25 protein-coding genes are annotated in these 26,296 nt (G+C 66.5%); 17 read left to right on the plus strand and 8 right to left on the minus strand.

Annotated elements, in window-relative coordinates; all coding sequences use genetic code 11:
- Window positions 1-241: 241 nt before the first annotated feature.
- Both ACM0PB_RS15420 and ACM0PB_RS15425 read left to right on the plus strand, forming a co-directional pair.
- Complete coding sequence (locus ACM0PB_RS15420; RefSeq protein ID WP_065186252.1) at window positions 242-1,945, plus strand: proline--tRNA ligase; 1,704 nt, start codon at window positions 242-244, stop codon at window positions 1,943-1,945.
- Window positions 1,946-2,169: 224 nt separating this feature from the next.
- Window positions 2,170-2,553 carry an H-NS histone family protein gene (locus ACM0PB_RS15425; RefSeq protein ID WP_005415203.1) on the plus strand — a complete coding sequence of 128 codons (384 nt, stop codon included), beginning with the start codon at window positions 2,170-2,172 and terminating at the stop codon, window positions 2,551-2,553.
- 109 nt (window positions 2,554-2,662) lie between these two features.
- Here the strand turns inward: ACM0PB_RS15425 and ACM0PB_RS15430 are convergent, their stop codons facing one another.
- On the minus strand, window positions 2,663-3,922 hold the full coding sequence (locus tag ACM0PB_RS15430) for a threonine/serine exporter family protein (protein WP_046428410.1): 1,260 nt from the start codon (window positions 3,920-3,922) through the stop codon (window positions 2,663-2,665).
- A 92-nt stretch (window positions 3,923-4,014) separates the two neighbouring features.
- On the opposite strand from ACM0PB_RS15430, the gene ACM0PB_RS15435 reads away from it, so the two are divergent.
- The 4 genes from ACM0PB_RS15435 to ACM0PB_RS15450 are packed head-to-tail and all read left to right on the plus strand — an operon-like array spanning window position 4,015 to window position 7,533.
- Complete coding sequence (locus ACM0PB_RS15435; RefSeq protein WP_065179137.1) at window positions 4,015-5,136, plus strand: MlaE family ABC transporter permease; 1,122 nt, start codon at window positions 4,015-4,017, stop codon at window positions 5,134-5,136.
- A gap of 1 nt (window position 5,137) precedes the next feature.
- Complete coding sequence (locus ACM0PB_RS15440; protein ID WP_061480218.1) at window positions 5,138-5,965, plus strand: ABC transporter ATP-binding protein; 828 nt, start codon at window positions 5,138-5,140, stop codon at window positions 5,963-5,965.
- Between the two features lie 3 nt (window positions 5,966-5,968).
- A complete protein-coding gene (locus tag ACM0PB_RS15445; protein ID WP_005415199.1) occupies window positions 5,969-6,895 on the plus strand; it encodes an MlaD family protein in 927 nt (308 codons plus the stop codon).
- Window positions 6,892-7,533: an ABC-type transport auxiliary lipoprotein family protein gene (locus ACM0PB_RS15450; protein WP_065179136.1), complete on the plus strand. Its 642-nt coding sequence runs from the start codon at window positions 6,892-6,894 to the stop codon at window positions 7,531-7,533. Before ACM0PB_RS15445 ends, ACM0PB_RS15450 begins: the two co-directional genes overlap by 4 nt.
- Window positions 7,534-7,608: 75 nt before the next feature.
- Here ACM0PB_RS15450 and ACM0PB_RS15455 read toward each other — a convergent pair whose 3' ends face one another.
- A complete protein-coding gene (locus ACM0PB_RS15455) occupies window positions 7,609-8,196 on the minus strand; it encodes an alpha-ketoglutarate-dependent dioxygenase AlkB family protein (RefSeq protein ID WP_414604577.1) in 588 nt (195 codons plus the stop codon).
- Window positions 8,197-8,314: 118 nt separating this feature from the next.
- On the opposite strand from ACM0PB_RS15455, the gene ACM0PB_RS15460 reads away from it, so the two are divergent.
- Window positions 8,315-10,207, plus strand: coding sequence for a glycoside hydrolase family 99-like domain-containing protein (locus ACM0PB_RS15460; RefSeq protein WP_414604578.1), 1,893 nt, complete (start codon window positions 8,315-8,317; stop codon window positions 10,205-10,207).
- A gap of 30 nt (window positions 10,208-10,237) precedes the next feature.
- Here ACM0PB_RS15460 and ACM0PB_RS15465 read toward each other — a convergent pair whose 3' ends face one another.
- On the minus strand, window positions 10,238-10,867 hold the full coding sequence (locus ACM0PB_RS15465) for a CoA transferase subunit B (RefSeq protein ID WP_069118019.1): 630 nt from the start codon (window positions 10,865-10,867) through the stop codon (window positions 10,238-10,240).
- Between the two features lies 1 nt (window position 10,868).
- Complete coding sequence (locus ACM0PB_RS15470) at window positions 10,869-11,600, minus strand: CoA transferase subunit A (RefSeq protein ID WP_414604579.1); 732 nt, start codon at window positions 11,598-11,600, stop codon at window positions 10,869-10,871.
- Between the two features lie 226 nt (window positions 11,601-11,826).
- On the opposite strand from ACM0PB_RS15470, the gene ACM0PB_RS15475 reads away from it, so the two are divergent.
- The 8 genes from ACM0PB_RS15475 to ACM0PB_RS15510 all read left to right on the plus strand — a co-directional run bounded on the left by ACM0PB_RS15475 (window position 11,827) and on the right by ACM0PB_RS15510 (window position 20,743).
- Window positions 11,827-13,215 carry a UbiA family prenyltransferase gene (locus tag ACM0PB_RS15475; protein ID WP_065186254.1) on the plus strand — a complete coding sequence of 463 codons (1,389 nt, stop codon included), beginning with the start codon at window positions 11,827-11,829 and terminating at the stop codon, window positions 13,213-13,215.
- Window positions 13,215-14,519 (plus strand): FAD-binding protein, encoded by a 1,305-nt coding sequence (locus tag ACM0PB_RS15480; RefSeq protein ID WP_414604580.1) that lies wholly within the window; start codon window positions 13,215-13,217, stop codon window positions 14,517-14,519. The genes ACM0PB_RS15475 and ACM0PB_RS15480 overlap by 1 nt, the downstream gene beginning before the upstream one ends.
- Window positions 14,520-14,521: 2 nt before the next feature.
- On the plus strand, window positions 14,522-15,259 hold the full coding sequence (locus tag ACM0PB_RS15485) for an SDR family oxidoreductase (RefSeq protein ID WP_053505585.1): 738 nt from the start codon (window positions 14,522-14,524) through the stop codon (window positions 15,257-15,259).
- Entirely contained in the window at window positions 15,256-16,215 is a 960-nt protein-coding gene (locus tag ACM0PB_RS15490; RefSeq protein ID WP_414604581.1) for an NAD-dependent epimerase/dehydratase family protein, read from the plus strand. The genes ACM0PB_RS15485 and ACM0PB_RS15490 overlap by 4 nt, the downstream gene beginning before the upstream one ends.
- A 2-nt stretch (window positions 16,216-16,217) precedes the next feature.
- Window positions 16,218-17,504: an NAD(P)/FAD-dependent oxidoreductase gene (locus tag ACM0PB_RS15495; protein ID WP_414604582.1), complete on the plus strand. Its 1,287-nt coding sequence runs from the start codon at window positions 16,218-16,220 to the stop codon at window positions 17,502-17,504.
- Window positions 17,501-17,893 (plus strand): GtrA family protein, encoded by a 393-nt coding sequence (locus ACM0PB_RS15500; RefSeq protein WP_049465333.1) that lies wholly within the window; start codon window positions 17,501-17,503, stop codon window positions 17,891-17,893. Before ACM0PB_RS15495 ends, ACM0PB_RS15500 begins: the two co-directional genes overlap by 4 nt.
- A gap of 88 nt (window positions 17,894-17,981) precedes the next feature.
- Entirely contained in the window at window positions 17,982-19,328 is a 1,347-nt protein-coding gene (locus tag ACM0PB_RS15505) for a phosphohexomutase domain-containing protein (protein WP_414604583.1), read from the plus strand.
- 11 nt (window positions 19,329-19,339) lie between these two features.
- On the plus strand, window positions 19,340-20,743 hold the full coding sequence (locus ACM0PB_RS15510; protein WP_065179127.1) for a mannose-1-phosphate guanylyltransferase/mannose-6-phosphate isomerase: 1,404 nt from the start codon (window positions 19,340-19,342) through the stop codon (window positions 20,741-20,743).
- A 103-nt stretch (window positions 20,744-20,846) separates the two neighbouring features.
- On the opposite strand, the gene rfbD is transcribed toward ACM0PB_RS15510, so the two are convergent.
- From rfbD to rfbB, 4 genes are read right to left on the minus strand one after another with little or no spacing between them, the layout of a single operon-like run.
- On the minus strand, window positions 20,847-21,740 hold the full coding sequence (gene rfbD, locus ACM0PB_RS15515; RefSeq protein WP_414604584.1) for a dTDP-4-dehydrorhamnose reductase: 894 nt from the start codon (window positions 21,738-21,740) through the stop codon (window positions 20,847-20,849).
- Window positions 21,737-22,294, minus strand: coding sequence for a dTDP-4-dehydrorhamnose 3,5-epimerase (gene rfbC / locus ACM0PB_RS15520; protein ID WP_414604585.1), 558 nt, complete (start codon window positions 22,292-22,294; stop codon window positions 21,737-21,739). The genes rfbD and rfbC overlap by 4 nt, the downstream gene beginning before the upstream one ends.
- The gene (gene rfbA, locus ACM0PB_RS15525) at window positions 22,291-23,178 is read right to left on the minus strand and encodes a glucose-1-phosphate thymidylyltransferase RfbA (protein ID WP_414604586.1); all 888 of its coding nucleotides are present in this window, start codon (window positions 23,176-23,178) and stop codon (window positions 22,291-22,293) included. Before rfbA ends, rfbC begins: the two co-directional genes overlap by 4 nt.
- 14 nt (window positions 23,179-23,192) lie before the next feature.
- The gene (rfbB, locus tag ACM0PB_RS15530; protein ID WP_005415187.1) at window positions 23,193-24,248 is read right to left on the minus strand and encodes a dTDP-glucose 4,6-dehydratase; all 1,056 of its coding nucleotides are present in this window, start codon (window positions 24,246-24,248) and stop codon (window positions 23,193-23,195) included.
- 263 nt (window positions 24,249-24,511) lie between these two features.
- Between rfbB and ACM0PB_RS15535 the strand changes: the two genes are divergently transcribed.
- Together ACM0PB_RS15535 and ACM0PB_RS15540 are read left to right on the plus strand one after the other, a co-directional pair.
- Window positions 24,512-25,258, plus strand: coding sequence for an electron transfer flavoprotein subunit beta/FixA family protein (locus tag ACM0PB_RS15535; protein WP_414604587.1), 747 nt, complete (start codon window positions 24,512-24,514; stop codon window positions 25,256-25,258).
- Window positions 25,258-26,196: an electron transfer flavoprotein subunit alpha/FixB family protein gene (locus ACM0PB_RS15540; protein WP_414604588.1), complete on the plus strand. Its 939-nt coding sequence runs from the start codon at window positions 25,258-25,260 to the stop codon at window positions 26,194-26,196. Before ACM0PB_RS15535 ends, ACM0PB_RS15540 begins: the two co-directional genes overlap by 1 nt.
- Window positions 26,197-26,296: the final 100 nt, after the last annotated feature.

Here is a 26,296-nt window from a genome sequence, read left to right on the forward strand (position 1 = left end):
TTGCGGGAGTGTCCGCGGCATGGATGCCGCGGCCAAGCCCCCATGGATGGGTTTACGGCGTCTCCCGCAACCGGACCCACCCCGCCATCCCACGGGAAACCCGCTGTTGCTTCGGCTGTTGCTTCTGAGGTTGCCGGCCAGCGGCCGGCACTACGGCGGGTGCAGGGCGCAGCCCTGCCGATACCCCTCCCCCCGGCCGGGCTGGCAGAATAGACGTCTCTGCCGTTATCCGAAGCCGACGATGCGCCTCTCCCAGTTCCACCTGCACACCACCAAGGAAACCCCCAGCGACGCCGAGCTGACCAGCCACCGGCTGATGCTGCGCGCGGGCATGATCCGCAAGCTGGCATCGGGCCTGTACACCTGGTCGCCGCTGGGCCTGCGCGTGCTGCGCAAGGTCGAGCGCATTGTTCGCGAGGAAATGGACCGGGCCGGCGCGGTGGAATTCCAGATCCCGACCATCCAGCCGAAGGAACTGTGGGAGCAGACCGGCCGCTGGCAGAAGTTCGGCCCGCAGCTGCTGAAGATCAAGGACCGCAAGGACCAGGTGTTCTGCTACAGCCCGACCGCCGAAGAAGCCGCCTGCGACTTCGCGCGCAGCGAGCTGTCCAGCTACAAGCAGCTGCCGGTGAACTTCTACCAGATTCAGACCAAGTTCCGCGACGAGATCCGCCCGCGCTTCGGCGTGATGCGCGCGCGCGAATTCCTGATGAAGGACGCCTATTCGTTCCACCTGCACGATGAGTGCCTGGTGCGCGAGTACGAGAACATGAAGTCGGCCTACAGCCGCATCTTCACCCGCCTCGGCCTGGATTTCCGCATGGTGCAGGCAGACTCCGGCGCGATCGGCGGCGATGCCTCGCAGGAATTCCACGTGATCGCCGATTCCGGCGAAGACGCGCTGGTGTTCTCCACCGGTTCGGACTACGCGGCGAACATGGAGGCGGCGATCGCCGCCGATCCGGCACCGCGTGCGGCCGCCACCGAAACAATGCGCAAGGTGGATACCCCCACCCAGAAGACCTGCGAGGACGTCGCGGCCCTGCTCGGCATCGACCTGCAGCGCACGGTGAAGTCGGTGGCACTGATCGCCGGCGAAGGCGAGGCACAGCAGTTCGTGCTGGTGCTGGTGCGTGGCGACCATGAGGTCAATGAAATCAAGCTGGCCAAGGTGGCCGGGCTGGACGAGCAACGCTTCGCCAGCGAGGCGGAAATCGCCGAGCACCTGGGCAGCGTGCCAGGCTTCCTCGGCCCGGTCGCGCCGGCCAAGGCCATCCGCGTGGTCGCCGATCGCGAAGTGGCGGCAATGGCCGACTTCGTCGTCGGCGCCAACGAGGCCGGTTTCCACCTGGCCGGCGTCAACTGGGGCCGCGACCTGCCGGAACCGGAAGTGGCCGACATCCGCAACGTGCGTGCCGGCGATCGTGCCGTGGACGGCGGTGAACTGAAGATCGCCCGTGGCATCGAAGTCGGCCACGTGTTCCAGCTCGGCCGCAAGTACGCCGAAGCGCTGGATGCCACCGTGCTGGATGAAAACGGCAAGGCGGCGGTGATGGCGATGGGCTGCTACGGTATCGGTATCTCGCGCGTGGTGGCTGCCGCGATCGAACAGAACCATGACGATGCCGGCATCATCTGGCCGGACGCGATGGCGCCGTGGCAGGTCGTGGTGTGCGTGATCAACCCGAAGGGCGATGCCGTTGTGGCCGACGCTGCAGCCAATCTGCTGCAGGAGCTGCGCGACGCCGGCCTGGACGCCGCGCTCGACGATCGCGGCCTGCGCCCGGGCGCGATGTTCGCCGACATGGAACTGATCGGCATCCCGCACCGCGTGGTGGTCAGCGAACGTGGCCTGGCCGCCGGCACCTACGAGTACCGCGCGCGCCGCGCCAGCGAGGCGGAGAGCCTGGACAAGGCCACCCTGCTGCAGCGACTGCAGGGCTGACGTGGAAAGACCGGGGCCTGCCCCGGTCTTTTTTTTTGGGGGCGCGCGGCCTTTCCCTATATTGCAGCGGACATAATCCGGTCAAAATCACCGCGATAGCGTCTGCATGCCGCCACGCCATGACCCGCCTGCATTTGTGCTGTGATTAATTCATCTCTATTCTGTCCGCCGACGCCATGGACTGGCTTGTCCCGTCCACACATTAGTTTCCGGAGTAACCGTAAATGAGCATTGACCTGACCGGCCTGTCAGCACGCGAGCTGGGCGCCCTGATCCGTACCGCCAAGAAGCAGCAGACCATCGTCGCCAAGCGCCGGCCGATCACCAAGGTGCGCGCCCAGCTGACCAAGCTGGCCAAGACCGAGGGCTACACCATCGAGGAACTGTTCGGCGACGCCCCGGCACCGCGCGCGCGCAAGGTGGCCAAGGTCGCCAAGGCACCGTCGAAGACCGCCGGCCGCAAGCTGGGCAAGGTTGCCCCGAAGTACCGCAACCCGGCCAACCCCAAGGAAACCTGGACCGGCCGTGGAAAGCAGCCGCGCTGGATGGCTGAACTGACCGCCAAGGGCAACAAGAAGCCGGAAGATTTCCTGATCAAGAAGGCCTGAGGCCGGATCGGGGAGCAATAAAAAACGCCGGCGAAAGCCGGCGTTTCCTGTTTGTAGAGCCGCGCCCACGCTCGGCTATCCATATGCAAAGCCGAGCGTGGGCTCGGCTCTACAGGGTCTTGCGCGCCGGCATCAGCAGGTTGCCGAACAGCAGGCCCGCCACCAGCGCCATCACCACGTTCAGAACGGTGAGGAACACGCTCTGGCCGGCGCCCACGTCCTGCTGCTGGACCAGGGTCAGCACGCCACGCAGGCTGGTGCTGCCGGGCACCATCATGATGATGCCCGGCAGGCGGATGATCGCGCCCGGACGCCCGACCAGGCGACCGAACAGGTTGCCACCGGCGGTCAGCAGCATTGCCGACAGGAAGATGCCGGCCGGCGCGCCCCAGGCGTGGCCGCCGAACTTGGAGATCGCGTAACCGGCCACCGAGGCGGCGATCACCCACGGATAATCGCGGCGATTGGCCTTGAACAGCATCGCGAAGGCAAATGCGGCGGTCAGCAGCGAGCCCCACTCCACCCACGGCCCCTGCGGACGCGCGGCCCGGATCACCGGATCCAGGCCGAGCACATCGGCCAGGGTCACCGCGATCATCGCGCCGACGCTGAGCTTCATGATGGTGGTCAGCGCGCCGGCAAAGCGCGCGGTACCCGATACCCAGTGCTGGCTGGCCAGCTCATTGACCGCATTGGTCAGCGACATGCCGGGCAGCAGCACCACCAGCGAGGCGATGATCACCGTATTGAGGTTGAGCGCACCAATGAACGACGCGACCAGGGTGGCGACCATGCCGGCCAGCAGCGCGGCCAGTGCCTCGGCGGCTTCGCGGGTGGCCGGGCGGCGATCGGTGACCATGCCGAGCAGGCCGATCATCAGGCCGATGACACCGGCGGTGGCGATGTCCAGCCACGGCAGCTTCCACATGCCCGCCACGCCCGCCGCGCCGAGGGTGAACGACAGGATGGTGCGCAGCTTGCCGCGCCGGCCCGGATCCTTGTCCAGCTGGCGCAGCGCAGTGTGGCCCTGGGCGATGCTCATCCGCCCGTTGGACACTTCTTCGGCGATGTGGTCGGCAACGCTGAGCTTGTGCAGGTCGTTCTCACCCGGTGCCAGGCGGATCACGCGGGTGATGTCGCTGGAGCCGATCGCCTGGGCCGGATCGCTGAAGCTGAGGATGATACCGGTGGGATTCGACCACGGTTCACAATCCAGATCGAGCTGGCGGGCCAGTGCAACCACCGCCGTTTCCAGGCGCTGGGCCGTGGTGCCATAGCTGTGCAGGCGTCCGGCGATCTCGGAAACAAAGGCCACGCGCTGTGCGTAGGTGGCCTGGGGTGTGGGGATCGTGTGAGCATCTGCGGACATGCGCCGTAGTATTACCTACGCTGGGGCCCGCCGGAGAAATTCATCCAAGTTCGACGCGAAGCCCGATACAGAACGGTTATGCTGCGACCCGAATGGCCCACGTCACCCCGAACCTCGCTCCCCAGCTCGAACAGGATGCCCACGACCCGGGCCTGATCCGCCTGTCCGGCACCTGGACCTTGAAGACCGCGCTGGCCGCGGCCGAAGTCCTGCGCGGCGTTCCCGACGCGCTGACCGGCATCGATGCCACCGGCATCGAGCAGCTCGATTCGGCCGGCGTGCTGCAGGTGCTGCGCGTGGCCCATCGCGCCGATCTCCACGAAGACGCGCTGCAGTTCCGCCCGGACCACCAGGCGCTGGTGTGCACCATCGAGGAAGTGGCCGATGACCGGCCCAAGGCCAAGCGCGATTTCGGCGTGCTGGCCGCGCTGGAGCGGCTGGGCGTCAGCGTCCACGCCACCGGCCACAACATCAAGGCCCTGTGCAGTTTCCTCGGCGAGAACCTGGTCAAGGCGGCGCGGCTGGTCAAGGAACCCCGCCGCTTCCGGCTGACCGCCACCGTGCATCAGATGGAGCAGGTCGGGCTGGATGCGGTGCCGCTGGTGGCGCTGTTGTCCTACCTGGTGGGTGCGGTGATCGCCTTCCTCGGCTCGACCATCCTGCGCGACTTCGGCGCCGAGATCTACGTGGTCGAGCTGGTCAACATCGCCTTCCTGCGCGAGTTCGCCGTGCTGCTGACCGCGATCGTGCTGGCCGGCCGTACCGCCAGCGCGTTCACCGCGCAGATCGGTGCGATGAAGGCACGCGAGGAGATCGATGCGATGCGTACGCTGGGCCTGGACCCGGTCGACCTGCTGGTGCTGCCACGCTTGCTCGCCCTGCTGGTCACCCTGCCCTTGCTGACCTTCATCGCGATGATCGCCGGCCTGGCCGGCGGCATCACCGTCGGTGCGTTCGACCTCGACATCCCGCCGCAGATGTACATCGCGCGCATGCACGAGACGATGGAAGTGCGGCACCTGCTGGTGGGCCTGTCGAAGGCGCCGGTATTCGCCCTGGTGATCGGCCTGATCGGCTGCCTGGAGGGCCTGAAGGTCGAGGGCACCGCGCAGTCGGTCGGCGAGCGCACCACTTCCAGCGTGGTGCAGACGATCTCGCTGGTGATCATCATCGACGCCTTCGCAGCGTTGTGGTTCATGCACATGGACTGGTGACATGAGCACATCCGCCCTCCCCGAATCCATCGACATGCGCGACGACCAGGGCCACGAACTGGCCATCCGCGTGCGTGGTCTGGTCAACCGGTTCGGCAGCCAGACCGTGCACGAAGACCTGGATCTGGACGTACGCCGCGGCGAGATCCTGGGCGTGGTCGGCGGCTCCGGCACCGGCAAGTCGGTGCTGATGCGCTCGATCCTCGGCCTGCGTGTGCCGGATGCTGGGCAGATCGAAGTCCTCGGCCGCGATGCGCGTGCCGACGACGCCGAGAGCCGCCTGCACATCGAACGCAATACCGGTGTGCTGTTCCAGGACGGTGCCCTGTTCTCGTCGCTGACCGTGGGTGAGAACGTCCAGGTTCCATTGAAGGAACACCACCGCGAACTGCCCGAGCGCTGGCACTACGAACTGGCGCTGCTGAAAGTGAAACTGGCCGGCCTGCCCGCCGACGCGATCAACAAGCTGCCTTCGCAGCTGTCCGGCGGCATGCGCAAGCGCGCCGGCCTGGCCCGGGCGCTGGCGCTGGATCCGCCGTTGCTGTTCCTGGACGAACCCACCGCCGGCCTCGACCCGATCGGCGCGGCCGCGTTCGACCGCCTGATCAAGACGCTGCAGGAAGCGCTGGGGCTGACCGTGTTCCTGATCACCCACGACCTGGACACGCTGTACGCCATCTGCGACCGCGTCGCCGTGCTGGCCGACCGCAGGGTGGTGGCCAATGCGCCGCTGCCGGACATCGAGAAACTGGATCATCCGTGGATCCAGGAATACTTCCACGGACCCCGCGCGCGCGCCGCGCGTGGCGAACAGATCGAGAGTGCCTGAGCCATGGAAACCAAAGCCAACTACGTGCTGATCGGCGCGTTCACCCTGATCACCGGCCTGGCCCTGCTGGCCTTCGGCCTGTGGGCGGCCAAGTACTCCTCCGACCGCACCTGGCAGGAGTACCGCGTGGTGTTCCGCGAAGCGGTGACCGGCCTGTCGGTGGGCAGCCCGGTGCAGTACAACGGCATCGCGGTGGGCTCGATCACCGAACTGAACCTGGTGCCGGACGACCCGCGCCAGGTGGTCGCGCGCATCCGCCTGAACTCCAACACGCCGGTCAAGACCGATACCCGCGCCAAGCTGGCGATCACCAGCCTGACCGGCCCGTCGATCATCCAGCTCAGCGGCGGCACGCCGCAGTCGCCGGCACTGACCACGGTCAACAAGGATCCGGCACCGATCATCCCGACCACGCCCTCGGCGCTGCAGAACATCACCGACGTGGCCAACCGCATCGTCGAGCGCATGGACCAGATCCTCAGCGACCGCAACGTGGCCTCGATCAACGCGACGCTGGCCAACCTGGAGACGATCAGTGGTGGCCTGGCCGACCGTGACCAGGGTACGCAGGCGCTGCTGCTCAGCGCGCGCGATGCCGCCCGCAGCCTGGACACCACGCTGAAGACCACCAACGGCACCATCGAGCGCCTGGACAGGAACCTGGTGCAGCAGCTGCCCGGCATCATCGACAAGCTCGACACGACCCTGGCCAAGCTCGATTCGGCCGCCGGCAACGCCGATTCGATCCTTGGCGAGAACCGAGCCGCGATCAACAGCTTTGCCAACGATGGCCTTGGCCAGCTGGGCCCGACGCTGACCGAACTGCGCGGCCTGATCCGCGACCTGCGCCGGGTCAGCGACCGCCTCGAGAACAACCCCGCGCGCTACCTGCTGGGCCGCGACGCACCGAAGGAGTTCGAACCCAAATGAGCCCGACCACCCTTCCGCGCCTGCTGCTGGCCGCTTCGATGGTCACCCTGCTGGGCGGCTGCTCCATCCTCGGCAGCAGCGAGAAAACCGCGGTGACGCTGTACTCGCCGTCCGTGCAGGTCAAGGCGGACCCGGCATGGCCGCAGGCCAGCTGGCAGCTGGTGCTGGCCAAGCCCAGCGCCGCGCGCATGGTCGACAGCCCGCGCATCAATGTGCGGCCGACACCCTCCCAGCTTGAGATCTACAAAGGGGCCAGCTGGGCGCAGCCGGCCACCGACATGATCGAGGACACCCTGCTGCGTGGCTTCGAGGATTCCGGCCGCATCCGCGGCGTGGCCCGCAGCACTGCCGGCATCCGCGCCGACTACAAGCTGTCCACCGACGTGCGCCGCTTCGAATCGGATTACCAGGGCCAGGCCACGCCGACCGTGGTGATCGAGGTCAACGCCAAGCTGATCCATGTCGCCGACCAGCGCGTGGTGGCCGACCGCACCTTCCGCCAGGCGCAGCCGGTCGGCAGCACCGACGTGCCGGCGGTGACCGCGGCGTTCGAGCGCGGCCTGCAGCAGCTGGCGCAGGACATGGTGGGCTGGACGTTGACCAGCGGCCAGGCCGACCAGCCGAACGTTGCACGCTGATCTCCGCATTCGCCGGGCACGTGGTTGCGGGGTCAGATCCCTTTCCTGCCGGAAAGGGATCTGACCCCTTCTTCGTCAACGTGGGGTAATCCAGCGGAACGTCAGGTTGATGCGCTCGCCCTGCACCCGCGTCATCTTCGGCAACGCGTGCTGGTAGAAGCGCTGGGTCTGCCCGGCCATCAGCAGCAGGTCACCATGGCCAAGCATGAATTCGGCCTTGCGCGCCGGATCGTCGCGTCGGCGCAGCAGGAAACGGCGCGCCGCACCCAGGCTCAGCGACGCGATCACCGGGGCCGGCCCCAGCTCCGGCTCGTCATCGCTGTGCCAGCCCATGTAGTCGCCGCCGCCGCGATAGCGGTTCAGCAGCACGCTGTTGAAGCAGCCGTAGCCTTCAGCCCACAGGCGCTCGCGCACGGCCTGCAACACAGGCGGCCACGGATGCGGCACGAACTCGGCACCGGAGTAGCGGTAGCGCGCCTGCGGGTCGCCGATCCAGCAGCTCAGCCGTGGCGAGTCCACCCAGTTGCCGAACATGCGGATGCGGTGGACGTCCCACCGCACGTCGGCCTGCAGCGCCCCCATGAGCCGGTCGGCGTCGGCAGCAGCCAGCCATCCCGGCAGGTGCAGGACGTCGGCGTCGGGCAGGTCATGGGGAAACAGCATGGTCACACGCTAGCACGGCGGCGTTTGCCGTCATGGCCGCCAACACCGAAAATGGCGCCATGACCGTTGCCCAGATGCTGATCCCGTCCTACCGCCCGCTGTCGCGAGGCCTCACCCGATGAGCCTGCGCCAGTCGCTGTTCCCGTTGCTGCGCGCCGTGTTCCGGGCCTTGCCGTTGCCGCAGGCGCAGCGCGACCGGTTGCGCACCCGGCTGTTGGCACGGCATGGCGACTGGGTGCCGCCGCCCCCCAAGGGGCAGCAGGATGAGTGGGGCGCGCGCGCCAGTGCCCAGCTGCGCTGGCGTGCCGATGAACCGGCGATCGGCCACGTGCCATGGCGTGAGGGAGCATTGCCGTCACCCATGCCAGCGACGCTGGTCGCTTTCTACCTGCCGCAGTTCCACACCTTCCCGGAGAACGACGCCTGGTGGGGCAAGGGCTTTACCGAGTGGCGCAACGTGACCCGCGCCCTGCCGCAGTTCGAGGGTCACATCCAACCCCGCCTGCCGGCCGACCTCGGCTTCTATGACCTGCGCAACCCGCAGGTGATGCGTGACCAGGCACGCTTGGCTGCGGAGTACGGCATCGGCGCATTCTGCTTCTACTACTATTGGTTCAGCGGCCGCACCCTGATGGAGGACCCGCTGCGTCAATGGCTGGCCGATGACAGCATCGACCTGCCGTTCTGCCTGTGCTGGGCCAACGAGAACTGGGCACGACGCTGGGACGGCCGCGACGACGACATCCTGATCGGCCAGCAGCACAGCGCAGAGGACGATCTGGCCTTCATCGCACATGTCGCGCCCTACCTGCGCGACCGCCGTGCATTGAAAGTCGAGGGTCGGCCGATGCTGCTGGTCTATCGCCCGAACCTGCTGCCCGACGCCCGGGCGACTGCCGAGCGCTGGCGCCGCTGGTGCCGCGACAACGGCGTGGGAGAGATCCACCTGGCCTACGTCCAGGGCTTCGAGCGACCGGATCCGCGCGATATCGGCTTTGATGCCGCCGTCGAATTCCCGCCGAACATGAGTAACCCGCGCTCGCTGTCGGCACAGCAGTGGCTGCTCAATCCTGCCTTCAATGGCGATGTACGCGACTGGCGCGAACTGGCTGCAGAAATCGCAGCGCGGCCACTGCCGGATTATCCGCTCTATCCTGGCGTGAACCCGGGCTGGGACAACGAGGCGCGTCGTTCCGGCCGCGGCCGCGTGTACCTGCACGCCTCACCCCGTGGCTACCGCGACTGGTTGCGCACCACGATCCATGAGCGCCTGGCCCTGGCGCCTGCGCGCCAGCGCATGGTCTTCATCAATGCATGGAACGAATGGGCCGAAGGCGCGGTGCTGGAACCGGATGCCCGGCTCGGGCATGCCTGGCTTGACGCGACGCGCCAAGCGCTGTCCCCGGCTCCGCCCGCCGGCCCCCTGCGGGCCTGCCTGCTGATTCTCATTGATGATCCCAGGCTGATCGCTACAGCTTGTGAGGCCGCCAGCGGCCTGGGCGTGAGCTACCGTGTTTTCATTCCAATGGCGCAGCGCCCTCATGACGCTGCGGTCGATATCATCGGCCATGCAGGCAATGCCTTGTCCAGCATCGTGCAGGTCTTGGAGGCTTTTGGTCCGGATCCATCGTTGCTGGCCTGCTGGCTGGACCTCCGTGGAAGCGGCGAGGCAAGACCGCAGCTACCAGGCACGGCCGATCTCGACGCTGTGCTTCAACAGTTCGATGAGCAACCTGCGCTGGGCATGTTCGCGGCATCCACTCCGGAGGCCATCGCCGTTTCTCGCCGTCATCTCCGCTGGGCGGCGCGGCTGGGGATGGCCGACACCCCTACGCCGCAGACAGCAGGCACGATGTGGCTGCGGGCTTCGGCGTTGCGGTCACTGCTGGATGCGCACTGCTATCCCAGTGAGCTGGACAACGACGATGCACTTGATCCGGTCATGCAGTTGCTGCCGGACCTTGTTGCCAACGCCGGCTACATCGTCGCAGGCCCACAACGCCAACCCTGAGGCTGGCGCTGCGCGACAACATCGTTGACCTTAGCGCCGGAACGCGACGCCGGTCTTTTCCTTCAGTTCTTCATCGCTGACACCCGGCGCGGCCTCCACCAGCAACAGGCCCTTTTCAGTCACGTCGAACACCGCCAGATCGGTGATGATGCGGTCGACCACGCCCACGCCGGTCAACGGCAGCGTGCATTCGGCCAGGATCTTGTGCTCGCCGTTCTTGGCAGTGTGCTCCATCAGCACCACAACGCGCTGCACGCCGGCGACCAGGTCCATTGCCCCGCCCATGCCCTTGACCATCTTGCCGGGCACCATCCAGTTGGCCAGGTCGCCCTTGTCGGTCACCTGCATGGCACCGAGGATGGCCAGGTTGACGTGCCCACCGCGGATCATCGCAAAGCTGTCGTGGCTGCCGAAGTAGCTGGCGCCCGCACGTGCGGTGACGGTCTGCTTGCCGGCGTTGATCAGGTCGGCGTCGACTTCAGCGTCGGTCGGGAACGGGCCGATGCCGAGCAGGCCGTTTTCCGACTGCAGCCATACATCCACGCCTTCGGGAATGTGGTTGGCGACCAGGGTCGGCAGGCCGATGCCCAGGTTCACGTAGGCACCATCGGTCAGTTCCTGGGCGGCACGGGCCGCCATTTCATCGCGGGTCCACGCCATTTCAGTTGCCCTCCGCGCGGATGGTGCGCTGTTCGATACGCTTCTCGGGATGCGGGTTGTGCACGATGCGGTGCACGTAGATGCCCGGCAGGTGCACCTGATCCGGGTCGATGGCGCCGACCGGCACTACCTCTTCAACCTCCACGATGCAGACCTTGCCGGCCATCGCACAGGCAGGGTTGAAGTTGCGTGCGGTCTTGCGGAACACCAGGTTGCCGGCCTCGTCCGCCTTCCAGGCCTTGACCAGCGCCACGTCGGCGCGCAACGCGGTCTCCATCACGTAGTGCTTGCCGTCGAATTCGCGGGTTTCCTTGCCCTCGGCCACCACCGTGCCGTAGCCGGTGGCAGTGAAGAACGCCGGAATACCGGCGCCGCCGGCACGCAGGCGCTCGGCCAGGGTGCCCTGCGGGTTGAATTCCAGCTCCAGCTCGCCGGCCAGGAACTGCCGCTCGAATTCCTTGTTCTCGCCCACGTAGGACGAAATCATCTTCTTGATCTGCCGCGTTTCCAGCAGCTGGCCGAGGCCGAAGCCATCGACGCCGGCATTGTTGGAGATCACGGTCAGGCCCTTGACGCCGCTGTCGCGCAGCGCAGCGATCAGCGCCTCGGGAATGCCGCACAGGCCAAAGCCGCCCACGGCCAGGGTCTGCCCATCGGCGACCACCCCCTGCAGGGCCTCCGCCGCACTGGCGAAGCGCTTGCCGCGCTTTCCGCCGGAAGTCGATTGCTGCATTGCTGTAGTACCCTGCGAATGGATAAGCGCATTCTAGCCGCAGGCCTGCACCCGACGGGTTTGCGGCGCAGCAAACCGCGCGGATGCAGCGGCCCGGGGCCGGGATGCCGCTTTCTGGCCCATGCCCCAACGCGGATACAATGGACGATCCCGCCGCGTCAGCCCGCGAACGATGCCCCCAGCGCCTCCTGCCCCCTCTCCTGCAGCCCGCGACCGCGCCCTGTGCGTGGACCTGGATGGCACGCTGCTGGACACGGACCTCCTGTATGAATCGCTGCTGGTGCTGTTGGCGCGCAATCCGCTGTACCTGTTCCTGCTGCCGTTCTGGCTGCTGCAGGGCAAGGCCGCACTGAAGCGGCAGATCGCTGCACGCGTCACCATCGATCCACGCCGCCTGCCTTACAACCCGAAAGTTCTGGAACTGCTGCGCGACACGGCGCAGCGCCCGCGGGTGCTGTGTACCGCCTCGGACCAGCTGCTGGTCGCGCCGATCGCCGCACACCTGGGCCTGTTCGAGCAGGTGATCGCCAGCGATGGCCAGCGCAACCTGTCCGGCACGCACAAGGCACAGGCCCTGGTGGATGCCTTCGGCGAGCGTGGTTTCGACTACGCCGGCAATGGCACGGTCGATCTGGTGGTCTGGGCCCGCGCTGCAGGTGCCTGGGTGGTCAACAACCGCAGCGCCCTGGCCGGTGCCGCAGCGCAACGCACCCAGCTGCTGGGGCACTGGCCCGCCCCATCCAGGCTGCAGGCATGGTTGAAGGCGCTGCGGCCACACCAGTGGCTGAAGAACCTGTTGGTGTTCGTGCCCGTGTTGACCGCCCACCGCTTCCTGGAAGCACCGGCGGTGGCCGATGCCCTGCTCGCCTTCGCGGCCTTCAGCCTGTGCGCCTCCGGCGTCTACCTGCTCAATGACCTGCTCGACCTCGATGCGGATCGCCGCCATCCGCGCAAGCGCCATCGCCCCTTTGCCGCCGGTCGCCTGCCGCTGCTGCACGGCCTGGTTGCAGGCCCGCTGCTGACACTGTGCGGGCTGGCCGTGGCACTGGCCTGCAGCCCTGCATTCGCGGCCGTGCTGGCGGGCTACTACGCGCTGACCGTTGCCTACTCGTTGCGCCTGAAGCGCATCGTCATGCTCGACGTGGTACTGCTGGCCAGCCTCTACACCCTGCGCATCATCGGCGGCACGGTGGCCATCGGGGCAGAACTGTCGTTCTGGCTGCTGGCCTTCAGCATGTTCATTTTCCTCTCGCTGGCTCTGCTCAAGCGCTATACCGAACTCCACGCGGTGCTGGCACGTGGCAAGACCCGCGCCAACGGCCGTGGCTACGGCGTGGAAGACCTGCCGCTGCTGCAGTCGCTGGGCGCGGCCGCCGGCTACTGCGCCGTGCTGGTGATGGCGCTGTACATCAACAGCCCCGACAGCGTGGAGCTGTACCGCAACCCGAAGCTGCTGTGGTTCATCTGCCCGGTCCTGCTGTACTGGGTCAGCCGCGCCTGGGTGATCGCCCATCGCGGCAACATGCACGATGACCCGATCGTGTTTGCCGCCACGGATCGGCCCAGCCAGGTGGTGGCCGTGCTGTGCGCCGGGTTTGCCCTGGTGGCGATCTGATGCGGGCCGACGCGCATTCCTGGGGGCGGTATCCGCGCGCGCCACAGTCGCTGATCAGGGTGCACGATCGGCTCGCCACGCTGCCAACCTTCGAGGGCACTGCGTTGCCGCATGGTAACGGACGCAGCTATGGCGACAGCTGCCAGAATCCGGGGGCCACCCTGCTGGAATGTCGCGGTCTGGACCGCTTCATCGCCTTTGACCCGGCCAGCGGACGGCTGCAGTGCGAAGCTGGCGTCACCTTGGGTGAGATCATCGCGCTCGTTCTGCCGCAAGGCTGGTTCCTTCCGGTTACCCCAGGCACGCGTCACGTCACCGTGGGCGGTGCGATCGGCAATGATGTGCATGGCAAGAATCATCATCTGGCCGGCAGCTTCGGTCACCACGTGCTGTCCTTCGAACTGCTGCGCAGCGACGGCGAACGCCACGTGTGCCGTCCTGGCAATGGCGACGGCTGGTTCGAGGCCACCCTCGGTGGGCTTGGCCTGACCGGAGTGATCACCCACGCCGAGCTGCAGCTGCGCCGCGTGCCGGGCAGCAGCCTTGAGGTGGAGAACATCCGTTTCTCCAGCCTGGCCGACTTCTTCGCACTGTCACAGGACAGCAGCGAAAGCCACGAGTACAGCGTGGCCTGGATCGACTGCCTGGCACGTGGCCGCGCCCTCGGCCGCGGGCATTTCACCCGTGCCAACCATGCCGCGCAGCCGGCCGACGAACGTCCAGCCACGCCCCGGCGGCAGTGGTCGATGCCGCTGATACCACCGATATCACTGGTCAACCGGCTCACTCTGCGCCCGTTCAATACGCTCTATTACTGGCGCCAGCCGGCGCAACGCCGGCGCCACGTCTCACACCTGTTGCCCTTTTTCTATCCGCTTGATGGCATCAGCCAGTGGAACCGGATGTATGGTCCGGCTGGCTTCGTGCAGTACCAGTGCGTGCTGCCACCGCACGCGGCCGCGGATGGAGTTCCCGCCCTGCTGCAGGAAATCGCCCGCAGTGGCCAGGGTTCGTTCCTGGCGGTGCTCAAGCAGTTCGGTACGCGGCCGTCCCTTGGCATGTTGTCCTTTCCGCGCCCGGGTACCACCCTGGCCCTGGACTTCCCCAATACCGGCGAGGCACTGTGGGCCCTGCTGCGGCGCCTGGACCAGATCGTCGATGCCGCCGACGGTGCCCAGTACCCGGCCAAGGATGCGCGGATGACCGCCGCCTCATTCCAGCAGGCGTACCCGCGCTGGCAGGACTTCAGCCGATTCATCGATCCACGTTTCTCGTCCGGCTTCTGGCGCCGGGTGACGGAGTAAGCATGCAGAACGTCCTCATCATCGGCGCCACGTCCGCGATCGCCGAAGCCGTCGGACGGCGCTATGCCGCACGCGGCGCGGCGCTGTTCCTGGTTGCTCGCCGTTCCGAACGGCTCGCCGCCATCGCCGACGACCTGCGCGTGCGCGGTGCACGCGCCACGCACACTTCTTCGATGGACATCAACGATCTGGCCGCCCACGCCGAGCTGCTGGCGCAGGCCTGGCAGGCGCTGGGGCGGGTGGACGTGGTGCTGGTTGCACATGGCACGCTGCCCGATCAGGCAGCGTGTGAGGCCTCGGTGGAAACCTGCATGGCCGAGTTCGCCACCAACGGCAGCTCGACGCTGGCCTTGCTGGGGCCTGTGGCCAATCGGCTGGCCGACGCCGGCAGCGGCACGCTGGCGGTGATCACTTCGGTGGCCGGCGACCGCGGCCGCCAGAGCAACTACGTCTACGGCGCCGCCAAGGCTGCGGTCAGTACCTACCTGAGTGGCCTGCGCCAACGCCTGGCCAAGCAGGGCGTGGCGGTGGTCGACATTCGTCCGGGCTTCGTCGACACGCCGATGACGGCCCACCTGCGCAAGGGCCCATTGTGGGCAACGCCGGACCAGGTCGCGCGCCGCATCGTCGCCGGCATCGGGCGCGGCACCCCGGTGCTGTATGCCCCGGGCTTCTGGCGGTTGATCATGACGGTGATCCGCCTGCTGCCGCAGGCCCTGTTCAACAGGATCTCGCTGTGAGCACTGCAACGGACTCCGAGCTGGAGCAGAAGATCATCATTCCCGGTGGTGCCGGCCTGGTCGGCCAGAACCTGGTCGCCATCCTCAAGCGCCAGGGCTACCGCCGACTGGTGGTGATCGACAAGCACGCTGCCAATCTCGAGGTACTCGCGCGTCTGCATCCGGATGTGGTGACCGAACACGCCGACCTGGCAGAGCCGGGCACCTGGGAGCGCCATTTCGCTGGTGCCGACGCCGTGGTGATGCTGCAGGCGCAGATCGGCGGCACCGATCCTCTGCCATTCGTGCGCAACAACATCACTGCCACCGACCTCATCCTCGATGCCATCGAGCGTCACGCCGTGCCCTACACGGTGCACGTCAGCTCCTCGGTGGTCTGTTCGGTGGCCGATGACGACTACACCCGCACCAAGCGTGAGCAGGAGCAACGGGTCGCCGCGCGCGGCATCCCTGCGGTCATCCTGCGCCCGACCCTGATGTTCGGCTGGTTCGACCGCAAGCACTTGGGATGGCTGTCGCGCTTCATGCGCAGGGTTCCGGTATTTCCGATTCCTGGCGATGGACGCTACATGCGCCAGCCACTGTATGCCGGCGATTTCGCCACCATCATCGCCAGCTGCCTGCGCTCGCGCATTTCTGGCCAGCGCTACAACATCACCGGCCTGGAGAAGGTCGATTACATCGACATCATCCGCCAGATCAAGCGCAGCACGCGTGCCCGCACCCTGCTGCTGCACATCCCCTACCGCCTGTTCCACCTGCTGCTGAGGACCTGGGCGCTGTTCGACCGCGACCCACCGTTCACCGCGGCGCAGCTGCAGGCACTGGTGGCCCATGATGAGTTCGAAGTCATCGACTGGCCTTCGATCTTCAACGTACGGCCGACGCCCTTCGCGCAGGCCATCGACGCCACCTTCAACGACCCCGAGTACGGCGACATCGCCCTGGAGTTCTGATCATGAGCGAGCGCATCGCCGTTCTCGGCGCCGGCCCGATGGGCCTTGCCGTGGCCTACCAGCTGGCCCGCGACGGCCATCAGCCCGTGGTATTCGAAGCCGATGACCGGGTTGGCGGAATGACCGCGAGCTTCGACTTCGGCGGCATGCCGATCGAACGCTACTACCATTTCCATTGCACCTCCGATCACGATTTCCTGACCGTGCTCGACGAGCTGGGGCTGGGCGAACGCATGCGCTGGACCGAGACCCGCATGGGCTACTGGTTCGGCAAGCGCCTGCAGCCATGGGGCAATCCGATCGCCCTGCTGCGCTTCAGGGGCCTGGGGATGATGGCGAAGATCCGTTACGGCCTGCATGCTTTCCTGTGCACGCGTCGCAACAACTGGCGCCCGCTGGACCACGTTGAAGCCTCCTCCTGGATCCGCCGCTGGGTTGGCGCCGAAGCCTACGAAACGCTGTGGCGCCGGTTGTTCGACTACAAGTTCTACGACTATGCCGGCAACCTGTCCGCGGCCTGGATCTGGAGCCGGATCCGGCGCATCGGGCGCTCCCGTTACAGCCTGATGCGCGAAAAGCTCGGGTATCTGGAAGGCGGTTCATCCACCCTGCTCGATGCCCTGCATGCGGACATCCTGCGCCATGGTGGCGAGGTGCGGCTGTCCAGCCCGGTGCAACGCATCGTGATCGAGGACGGCCGCGTACGCGGTGTCCAGGTCGGCGGCGAGCATCTGACCTTCGACAAGGTCATTTCCACGGTACCGCTGCCGTTCGTGCCACGCCTGGCGCCGGACCTGCCCGAAGCCATCCTGGCGAAGTTCCGCGCACTGAACAACATCGCCGTGGTCTGCGTGATCGCCAAGCTGCGCAGGCCGGTTTCGGCCAATTTCTGGGTCAACACCAACGACCCGGACATGGACATCCCCGGCATCGTCGAATACACCAACCTGCGCCCGATGGATGCGCATATCGTCTACGTGCCGTTCTACATGCCCGGCGAGCACGAGCGTTATGGCGACAGCGACGACGTGTTCGCCGACAAGGTCCGCCGCTACCTGTGCATGATCAATCCGCAGTTGGGCGCGGATGACTTCATCGACGTGCGGGTCAGCCGCTACCGCCACGCGCAGCCGATCTGCGAGCCGGGCTTCCTGGACCGGCTGCCGCCGCGCCGGCTGCCGGTGGAAGGACTGTGGGTGGCCGATACCTCGCACTACTACCCCGAAGACCGCGGCATCTCCGAGAGCATCGGCTTCGGGCGTGCCATGGCCCGCGAGGCGGTGGCGTGACCCTGTCCCGCCCGTTCCTGCTGTTCCTGCTGGCCGGCGGCATCGCTGCGCTGGCCAACATCCTGTCGCGGATGCTGTACAGCCACTGGATGCCGTTCACCCCGGCGATCATCGCCGCCTACCTCACCGGCATGGTCACCGCCTTCGTGCTGACCCGCTGGTTGGTGTTTTCCGGCAGCACCCGGCCCCTGCACCACTCGGCGTTCTACTTCGTGCTTGTCAACCTGTTCGCGGTGGCCCAGACCTGGCTGGTTTCCACCGTGCTGGCCTACCACCTGCTGCCATGGCTGGGCGTGGACGTGCTGCGCCTGGAGATCGCCCACGTGGTGGGCGTGGCGGTGCCAGTGGTGTCCAGCTACTTCGGCCACAAGTACCTGTCGTTCCGATGACTGCTCCCGGGGTGCCGTTTGCGGAAAACGCTTCCCACACATCCATGGCCGTAAACTACGGCGCTGACCTCACCCAGGATCCCGATCGATGCCCCTGCCCGCCTTCAAGGCCTATGACATCCGCGGCCGCGTGCCGGAAGAACTGAACGAAGATCTGGCCCGCCGCATCGGCGTGGCGCTGGCGGCGCAGCTTGCACCGGGCCCGGTGGTACTGGGCCACGACGTGCGCCTGACCAGCCCCGCGCTGCAGGATGCACTGGCCGCAGGCCTGCGCGGTACCGGGCGCGAGGTGATCGACATCGGCCTGTGTGGCACGGAAGAAGTCTATTTCCAGACCGACCACCTGGGCGCGGCCGGCGGCGTGATGGTCACCGCCAGCCACAACCCGATGGACTACAACGGCATGAAGCTGGTCAAGGAGAACGCACGGCCGATCAGCTCCGATACTGGCCTGTTCGCGATTTCCGATGCGGTTGCCGCCGATACGTCCGCGGCGCAACCGCCGCGTGCCGCGCAGAGCGCCCAGCACGACAAGAGCGCGTACATCCAGCACCTGCTGAGCTATGTCGACGCCGGCAAGCTGCGACCACTGAAGCTGGTGGTCAACGCCGGCAACGGCGGTGCCGGTGCCATCGTCGATCTGCTGGCACCACACCTGCCGTTCGAGTTCATCCGCATCTGCCACGAGCCGGACGGCCGTTTCCCCAACGGCATTCCCAACCCGCTGCTGCCGGAGAACCGCGCCGCCACCGCCGACGCCGTGCGCGAACACGGTGCCGATTTCGGCATTGCCTGGGACGGCGACTTCGACCGCTGCTTCTTCTTCGACCACACCGGTCGCTTCATCGAGGGCTACTACCTGGTCGGCCTGCTGGCCAAGGCAATCCTGGCGCGCAACCCCGGCGGCAAGGTCGTGCACGACCCGCGCCTGGTCTGGAACACCGTGGACATGGTCGAACAGGCCGGCGGCGTACCGGTGCAGTGCAAGAGCGGCCACGCCTTCATCAAGGAAAAGATGCGCGCCGAAGACGCGGTGTACGGCGGCGAGATGAGCGCCCACCACTATTTCCGCGAGTTCGCCTATGCCGACTCGGGCATGATCCCGTGGCTGCTGATCGCCCAGCTGGTTTCCGAAAGCGGGCGCTCGCTGGCCGATTGGGTCGAAGACCGCATGGCTGCCTACCCCTGCAGCGGCGAAATCAATTTCAAGGTCAGCGATGCAAAGGCCGCCGTCGCGCGCGTGATGGAGCACTTCGCGGCGCAGTCGCCCACGCTGGACCACACCGACGGCATCAGTGCCGACTTCGGCAACTGGCGCTTCAACCTGCGCAGCTCCAACACCGAGCCGCTGCTGCGCCTGAATGTCGAAGCCCGGGGCGATGCCGCGCTGATGCAGGCGCGCACCGACGACATCTCCCGCCTCATCCAGCAGTAACCGAGGAACGCATGAGCAGCATCCAGCCCGTCATCCTGTCCGGTGGATCCGGTACCCGCCTGTGGCCGCTGTCGCGCGAGGCGTACCCGAAGCAGTTCCTGCCGCTGGCGGGTGAACTGACGATGCTGCAGGCCACCTGGAAGCGCGTGGCGCCGATCGCCGCGCGCGGACCGCTGGTGATCGCCAACGAAGAGCATCGCTTCGTCGCCGCCGAGCAGCTGCAGCAGGTTGGCGCCGAGCCGGCCGCGATCATCCTCGAGCCGGTCGGCCGCAACACGGCCCCGGCGATCGCGGTGGCCGCGCTGGAGGCCACCCGCGACGGTGCCGACGCCCTGCTGCTGGTGCTGCCGTCCGACCACGTGATCACCAACGAGACCGCATTTCGCAGCGCCGTGCAGGCGGCGGCCGGCGCTGCCGAGGCCGGCAAGCTGGTCACCTTCGGCATCGTGCCGACCGGACCGGAAACCGGCTACGGCTACATCAAGGCCGCCGATGGCCAGGGCCTGCGTGCGGTCGAGCGCTTCGTCGAGAAGCCCGACCTGGATACCGCGACCGGCTATGTCAGCAGCGGCCAGTATTACTGGAACAGTGGCATGTTCCTGTTCAAGGCCTCGCGCTACCTGCAGGAGCTGGAACGCTTCCAGCCCGCGATGCTGGCTGGCAGCCGCCAGGCCTGGCAGCAGGCCCGCCGCGACGCCGACTTCACCCGCCTGGACAAGGACGCCTTCACTGCCGTTCCGTCCGATTCGATCGACTACGCGGTGATGGAGAAGACCGCCGATGCGGTGGTGATTCCACTGGATGCGGGCTGGAACGATGTCGGTTCGTGGACTGCCCTGCGCGACGTCTCGCAGCAGGACGGCGATGGCAACGCGCACCAGGGCGACGTGATCGCCATCGACTGCCGCAATACCTATGCCTACGGCCAGCGCCTGGTGGCCATGGTCGGCCTCGATGACGTGATCGTGGTCGAGACCGACGATGCGGTGCTGGTGGGCAAGGCCGACCGCATGCAGGAGGTCAAGACCGTGGTGGCACAGCTCAAGGCCGAAGGCCGCAGCGAGGCCACCTGGCACCGCAAGGTCTATCGCCCGTGGGGCGCCTACGATTCGATCGACAACGGCGAGCGCTTCCAGGTCAAGCGGATCACGGTCAAGCCCGGCGGCACGCTGAGCCTGCAGATGCACCACCATCGCGCCGAGCACTGGATCGTGGTCAGCGGCACCGCCGAGGTGACCCGTGGCGATGAAGTGATCCTGCTCAGCGAGAACCAGAGCACCTACATTCCGCTGGGCGTGACCCACCGCCTGCGCAACCCGGGCAAGCTGCCGCTGGAACTGATCGAAGTGCAGTCCGGCAGCTACCTCGGCGAGGATGACATCGTGCGCTTCGAGGATACCTACGGGCGCAGTTGAGGTTTGCCCGGGGTCGGATCCCGTTGCTGCGCAGCGGGCTCTGACCCGTTCCTGATCGGCCCGGCCGCGCGGCATCGCCGGGCACGGCCCGGCGCTACGGCCATCAGGCCAGCTCCGCCATCACCCGCTTCAGGCCGTCCTGCCAGGTTGGCAGCACGATACCGAAATCCTGCTGCAGCTTGCGGTTGTCCAGCACCGACCAGGCTGGACGCTTGGCCGGGGTCGGATACTCGGAGCTGGGAATCGCCTCGACCGTCGGCACCTTGGCCAACACGCCGGTAGCCAACGCTTCGGCGAAGATCGCCTCGGCAAAACCATGCCAGCTGGTCTGGCCGCTGGCGGTCAGGTGCCAGGTCCCGGACAGCTGCCCGGGATGCTGCAACGCCTGCAGGGTGACATCGGCGATCAGCGCGGCAGGCGTCGGCGTGCCGACCTGGTCGGCCACCACCCGCAACGCATCGCGCTCGGCCCCGACGCGCAGCATGGTGCGCAGGAAATTCGCGCCGTGCGAGGCATACACCCACGCCGTGCGGAAAATCAGATGGCGGCCACCGGCCGCACGCACCGCGTCCTCGCCATCGCGCTTGCTGGTGCCATACACGCCCAGCGGTGCGGTCGGCTCGTCCTCGCGGTAGGGCGCGCTGCCCTGGCCGTCGAACACGTAGTCGGTGGAGTAATGCACGAACGGCACGCCATGCGCCGCACACCAGCGCGCGATCACGCCCGGTGCCTGCGCGTTGGCGGCGAACGCAGCGTCCGCATCCTGTTCGGCACGATCCACCGCCGTGTAGGCCGCGGCATTGACCACAACCGACGGCTGCACGCGATCCAGCAGTGCCGGCAGGCCGTCGGGCTGGCCGAAGTCGGCCGTTTCGCACGCACTGCCGTCCGGCAGCTGGCCGCTGCGGGTGGTCGCGACCACCTTGCCCAGCGGCACCAGCGCGCGCAGCAGCTCCTGGCCAACCTGGCCATTGCCACCCAACACCAGCACGGTCATGGCACGTAGACCGGTAGGCGGTCTTCAGCAATGTCCTTCAGGAAGGGAGCATTCTCGTCCTTGGCCGACAGGGTCGGTGCGCTGATCGGCCAGTCGATTGCGACATCGGCGTCATTCCAACGAATAGCCGCATCAGCTTCCTTTAAGTACACATCGGTGCAGAGATAGTTGAACAGCGCAGTTTCGGAAAGCACTACGAAACCATGGGCGAAACCCTCGGGTATCAAGAACTGCCGCTTGTTTTCGGCACTGAGGATCACCGCTTCCCAGCGTCCAAACGTAGGCGAGCCGCGGCGGATATCGACCGCCACGTCGTAGACCTCGCCCTCAAGGACGGAGATCAACTTGCCCTGCGGGCGAGGCCACTGATAGTGAATGCCGCGTAGGACGCCCTTGCTTGAAGAGGACATATTGCTTTGTACGAAGCTGCTGACCAGACCCGCTTCTGCGAATCGGTCGGCATTCCATGTTTCAAAGAAAAACCCCCGGGCGTCACCGAACACGGCAGGTTCGACGATCTTGCATCCGGGCAGGCTTGTCTCGATTACCTTCAAGGAACGACTCCACGCAGAGCGAGCTTGTGCAGGTACTGGCCGTAGCCATTCTTGATCAGCGGTGCAGCCAGTGCTTCCAGCTGCTCGGCGCTGATCCAGCCCTTGCCGAACGCGATTTCTTCCGGGCAGCAGACCTGCAGGCCCTGGCGGGTTTGGATGGTCTCGATGAAGTTGGATGCTTCCAGCAGCGACTGGTGGGTACCGGTATCCAGCCACGCATAGCCACGACCGAGCGCCTCAAGGTGCAGGTTGCCTTCGGCCAGGTAGCGCTTGTTGAGATCAGTGATCTCCAGTTCGCCACGCGGCGACGGCTTCAGTTCGGCCGCGTAATCGCTGGCGTTGCCGTCGTAGAAATACAGGCCAGTCACTGCATAGTTCGAGCGTGGGTTTTCTGGCTTCTCGACCAAGTCGATCACCTTCCCGCTCTGATCGAACTCGGCCACGCCATAACGTTCCGGATCATTCACCCAGTAGCCGAACACGGTCGAGCCGTGCACGCGCTCGTCGGCACGCTTGAGTACCTCACGCAGTCCGTGGCCGTGGAAGATGTTATCCCCCAGCACCAGGCAGCTCGGCTTGCCAGCGACAAAGTCGCGGCCGATCAGGTAGGCCTGGGCGAGGCCGTCCGGACTCGGCTGCACCGCGTACTGGATGTCCATACCCCACTGCGAGCCGTCGCCCAGCAGCTGCTGGAACAGCGCCTGCTCGTGCGGGGTGTTGATGATCAGAACTTCGCGGATGCCCGCCAGCATCAGCACGCTGAGCGGGTAGTAGATCATCGGCTTGTCGTACACCGGCAGCAGCTGCTTGCTGACGCCCTTGGTGATCGGATACAGCCGGGTGCCGGAGCCGCCGGCGAGGATGATGCCTTTACGCTGCGTCATGTCGTCTCCAGGGTTCAGGCCGCAGTGCCGATGCGCTGCAGACGGTAGCTGCCGTCCAGCACGCCGTTGACCCAGTCCTGGTTGTCCAGGTACCAGTCGACGGTAAAGGCGATGCCCTGCTCGAAGGTGTAGGCCGGTTCCCAGCCCAGATCGTTCTTCAGCTTGGACGCATCGATCGCATAGCGGCGATCATGGCCGGGGCGGTCGGTGACATAGGTGATCTGGCTGCTGCGCGGCTGGCCATCCGCGCGCGGGCGGCGCTGGTCCAGCAGGGCGCAGATCGCCTGCACCACTTCGATGTTCTGCTTTTCCGAATTGCCGCCGACGTTGTAGGTCTCGCCGACCTTGCCCTTGGCCAGCACGGTGCGGATCGCCTCACAGTGGTCGGAAACGAACAGCCAGTCGCGCACCTGCTTGCCATCGCCGTACACCGGCAGCGGCTCGCCGGCCAGCGCCTTGGCGATCACCAGCGGGATCAGCTTCTCCGGGAAGTGATACGGGCCGTAGTTGTTGGAGCAGTTGGTGGTCAGCACCGGCAGCCCGTAGGTGTGGTGGAAGGCACGCACCAGGTGGTCCGAAGCGGCCTTCGACGCCGAATACGGGGAATTCGGGGCGTACGGCGTGGTTTCGCTGAACTTGCCGGTCTCGCCCAGGGTGCCGTACACCTCGTCGGTGGACACGTGCAGGAAGCGGAAGGCCGCGCCCTGCTCGGCCGGCAACGCCTTCCAGTAATCACGCACGGCTTCCAGCAGGCCCAGGGTCCCCACTACATTGGTCTGGATGAACGCACCCGGGCCATCGATGGAACGGTCGACGTGGCTCTCGGCGGCGAAATTGAGCACCGCGTCCGGCTGGTGTTCGGCCAGCAGGCGGGTGACCAGGGCGCTGTCGCCGATGTCACCCTGCACGAACACATGGTTCGGGTTGCCGTCCAGGCTGGACAGGGTCTTCAGGTTGCCGGCATAGGTCAGGGCGTCGAGATTGATGACCTTGACGCCACGTGCGACGGCCTCGAGAACGAAGTTACCGCCAATGAATCCGGCACCGCCGGTGACAAGCCATGTGGGCACTACCTGTTCTCCTGATCGAAATTCATCCAAGGGGCGCCATGAAGCACCCCAGCACAGCAGCACAGGATACATGTGGTTCGTCTTCACGACTGCCTGCGTGACGTGAACGACGCACTGGATTCACGCGAGCCATGCCGCAGCGCAGCATAACCATACGCATTCGCATGGTCCCCTCAAGCCAGCTAGAATCAGGATCCCACCCCCGAACCGGTTGCTGTTGCAGGACCGGACGTTCTCTCCGTTATTGAAGGACCCCGTACCAGATGAAAATCCTCGTCGCGTACAAGCGCGTGGTGGACTATAACGTCCGCATTCAGGTCAAGCCGGACGGTTCCGGCGTGGTCACCGACGGCGTCAAGCTGTCCCCCAACCCCTTCGATGAAATCGCCCTGGAAGAAGCCCTGCGCCTGCGCGACAAGGGCATCGCCAGCGAAGTCGTGGTTGCCAGCATTGCCCCCGCAGATGCCCAGGCGCACCTGCGCAACGGCCTGGCCATGGGCGCCAACCGCGCCATCCATGTGGTCACCGACCAGGCCATCCAGCCGCTGACCGCCGCACGGACCCTGCTCAAGCTGATCGAGAAGGAACAGCCGGACCTGGTGATCCTCGGCAAGCAGGCCATCGACGACGACGCCAACCAGACCGGCCAGATGCTGGCCACGCTGTGGGGCCGCCCGCAGGCGACCTTCGCCAGCAAGCTGGGCATTGCCGACGGCAAGGCCACGGTGACCCGCGAAGTCGACGCCGGCCTGGAAACGCTGGAAGTCGATCTGCCGGCGGTGGTCACCACCGACCTGCGCCTGAACGAGCCGCGCTTCATCAAGCTGCCGGACATCATGAAGGCCAAGGCCAAGCCGCTGGAGACCCTGCAGCTGGCCGACCTCGGCGTTGAAGCCGCCGACACCTTCAAGACCACCCAGTACGCCGCACCGTCCAAGCGCAGCAAGGGTGTGATGGTCAAGGACGCGGCCGAACTGGTGGCCGCACTCAAGCAGAAGGGGCTGCTGTAATGAGCAAGATTCTCGTCATCGCCGAGCACCACGACGGCAAGCTCAACGCCGCCACCGCCAAGACCGTCAGCGCTGCTGCCGCCATCGGCGGTGCCAGCATCGACGTGCTGGTGCTGGCCGCCGACCCGGCCGCCGTTGCCGCCGAGGCCGCGAAGATCACCGGCGTCGCCAAGGTCCTGACCGTGGCCAACGCTGCGAACGCGCAGCCCATCGCGCAGGTGCTGGCGCCGCAGATCGCGCAGCTGGCCAAGGGCTACACCCACGTGTTCGGCCCGTCGACCACCTTCGGCAAGGACCTGATGCCGTGCGTGGCCGCCCTGCTCGGCGTCAACCAGGTCTCCGACCTGATGAGCGTTGAAGGCAGCCACACCTTCAAGCGCCCGATCTACGCCGGCAACGCGATCATCACCGTGGAAGCCCCGGCCGACCAGATCGTGGTCGCCACCGTGCGTGCCGCCTCGTGGCCGGAAGCGGCCCAGGGCGGCAGCGCCGCCATCGAAGCAGCCAGCGTCGATGCTGTCCTGCCGACCCACACCCGCTTCGTCGGCCTCGCCGCTGGTGCCAGCGACCGCCCGGACCTGCAGAGCGCCAAGCGCGTGGTCTCCGGTGGCCGCGGCGTCGGTTCGGAAGAAAACTTCAAGGTCATCTTCCAGCTGGCCGACAAGCTCGGTGCCGCCGTCGGTGCCTCGCGTGCCGCGGTCGATGCCGGCTACGTGCCCAGCGACCTGCAGGTGGGCCAGACCGGCAAGATCATCGCGCCGGAGCTTTACGTGGCCGTCGGCATCAGTGGCGCCATCCAGCACCTGACCGGCATCAAGGATGCAGGCACGATCGTGGCGATCAACAAGGACGGCGACGCGCCGATCTTCGAGATTGCCGATATCGGCCTGGTCGGGGATCTGTTTGCGATCCTGCCGGAGCTGGAAGCAGCTCTTTGATGTTGCAAGGTTGCCATTCGCATTCGGATGGCAACCGACAGGAATATTGTCGCTTGCCTGCATTGGGGCCGCCGCGAGGAGTGAGTACAATTCCGGTGCC

Source organism: Stenotrophomonas sp. AR029 (assembly GCF_047520695.2).
Taxonomy (GTDB): Bacteria; Pseudomonadota; Gammaproteobacteria; order Xanthomonadales; family Xanthomonadaceae; genus Stenotrophomonas; species Stenotrophomonas sepilia.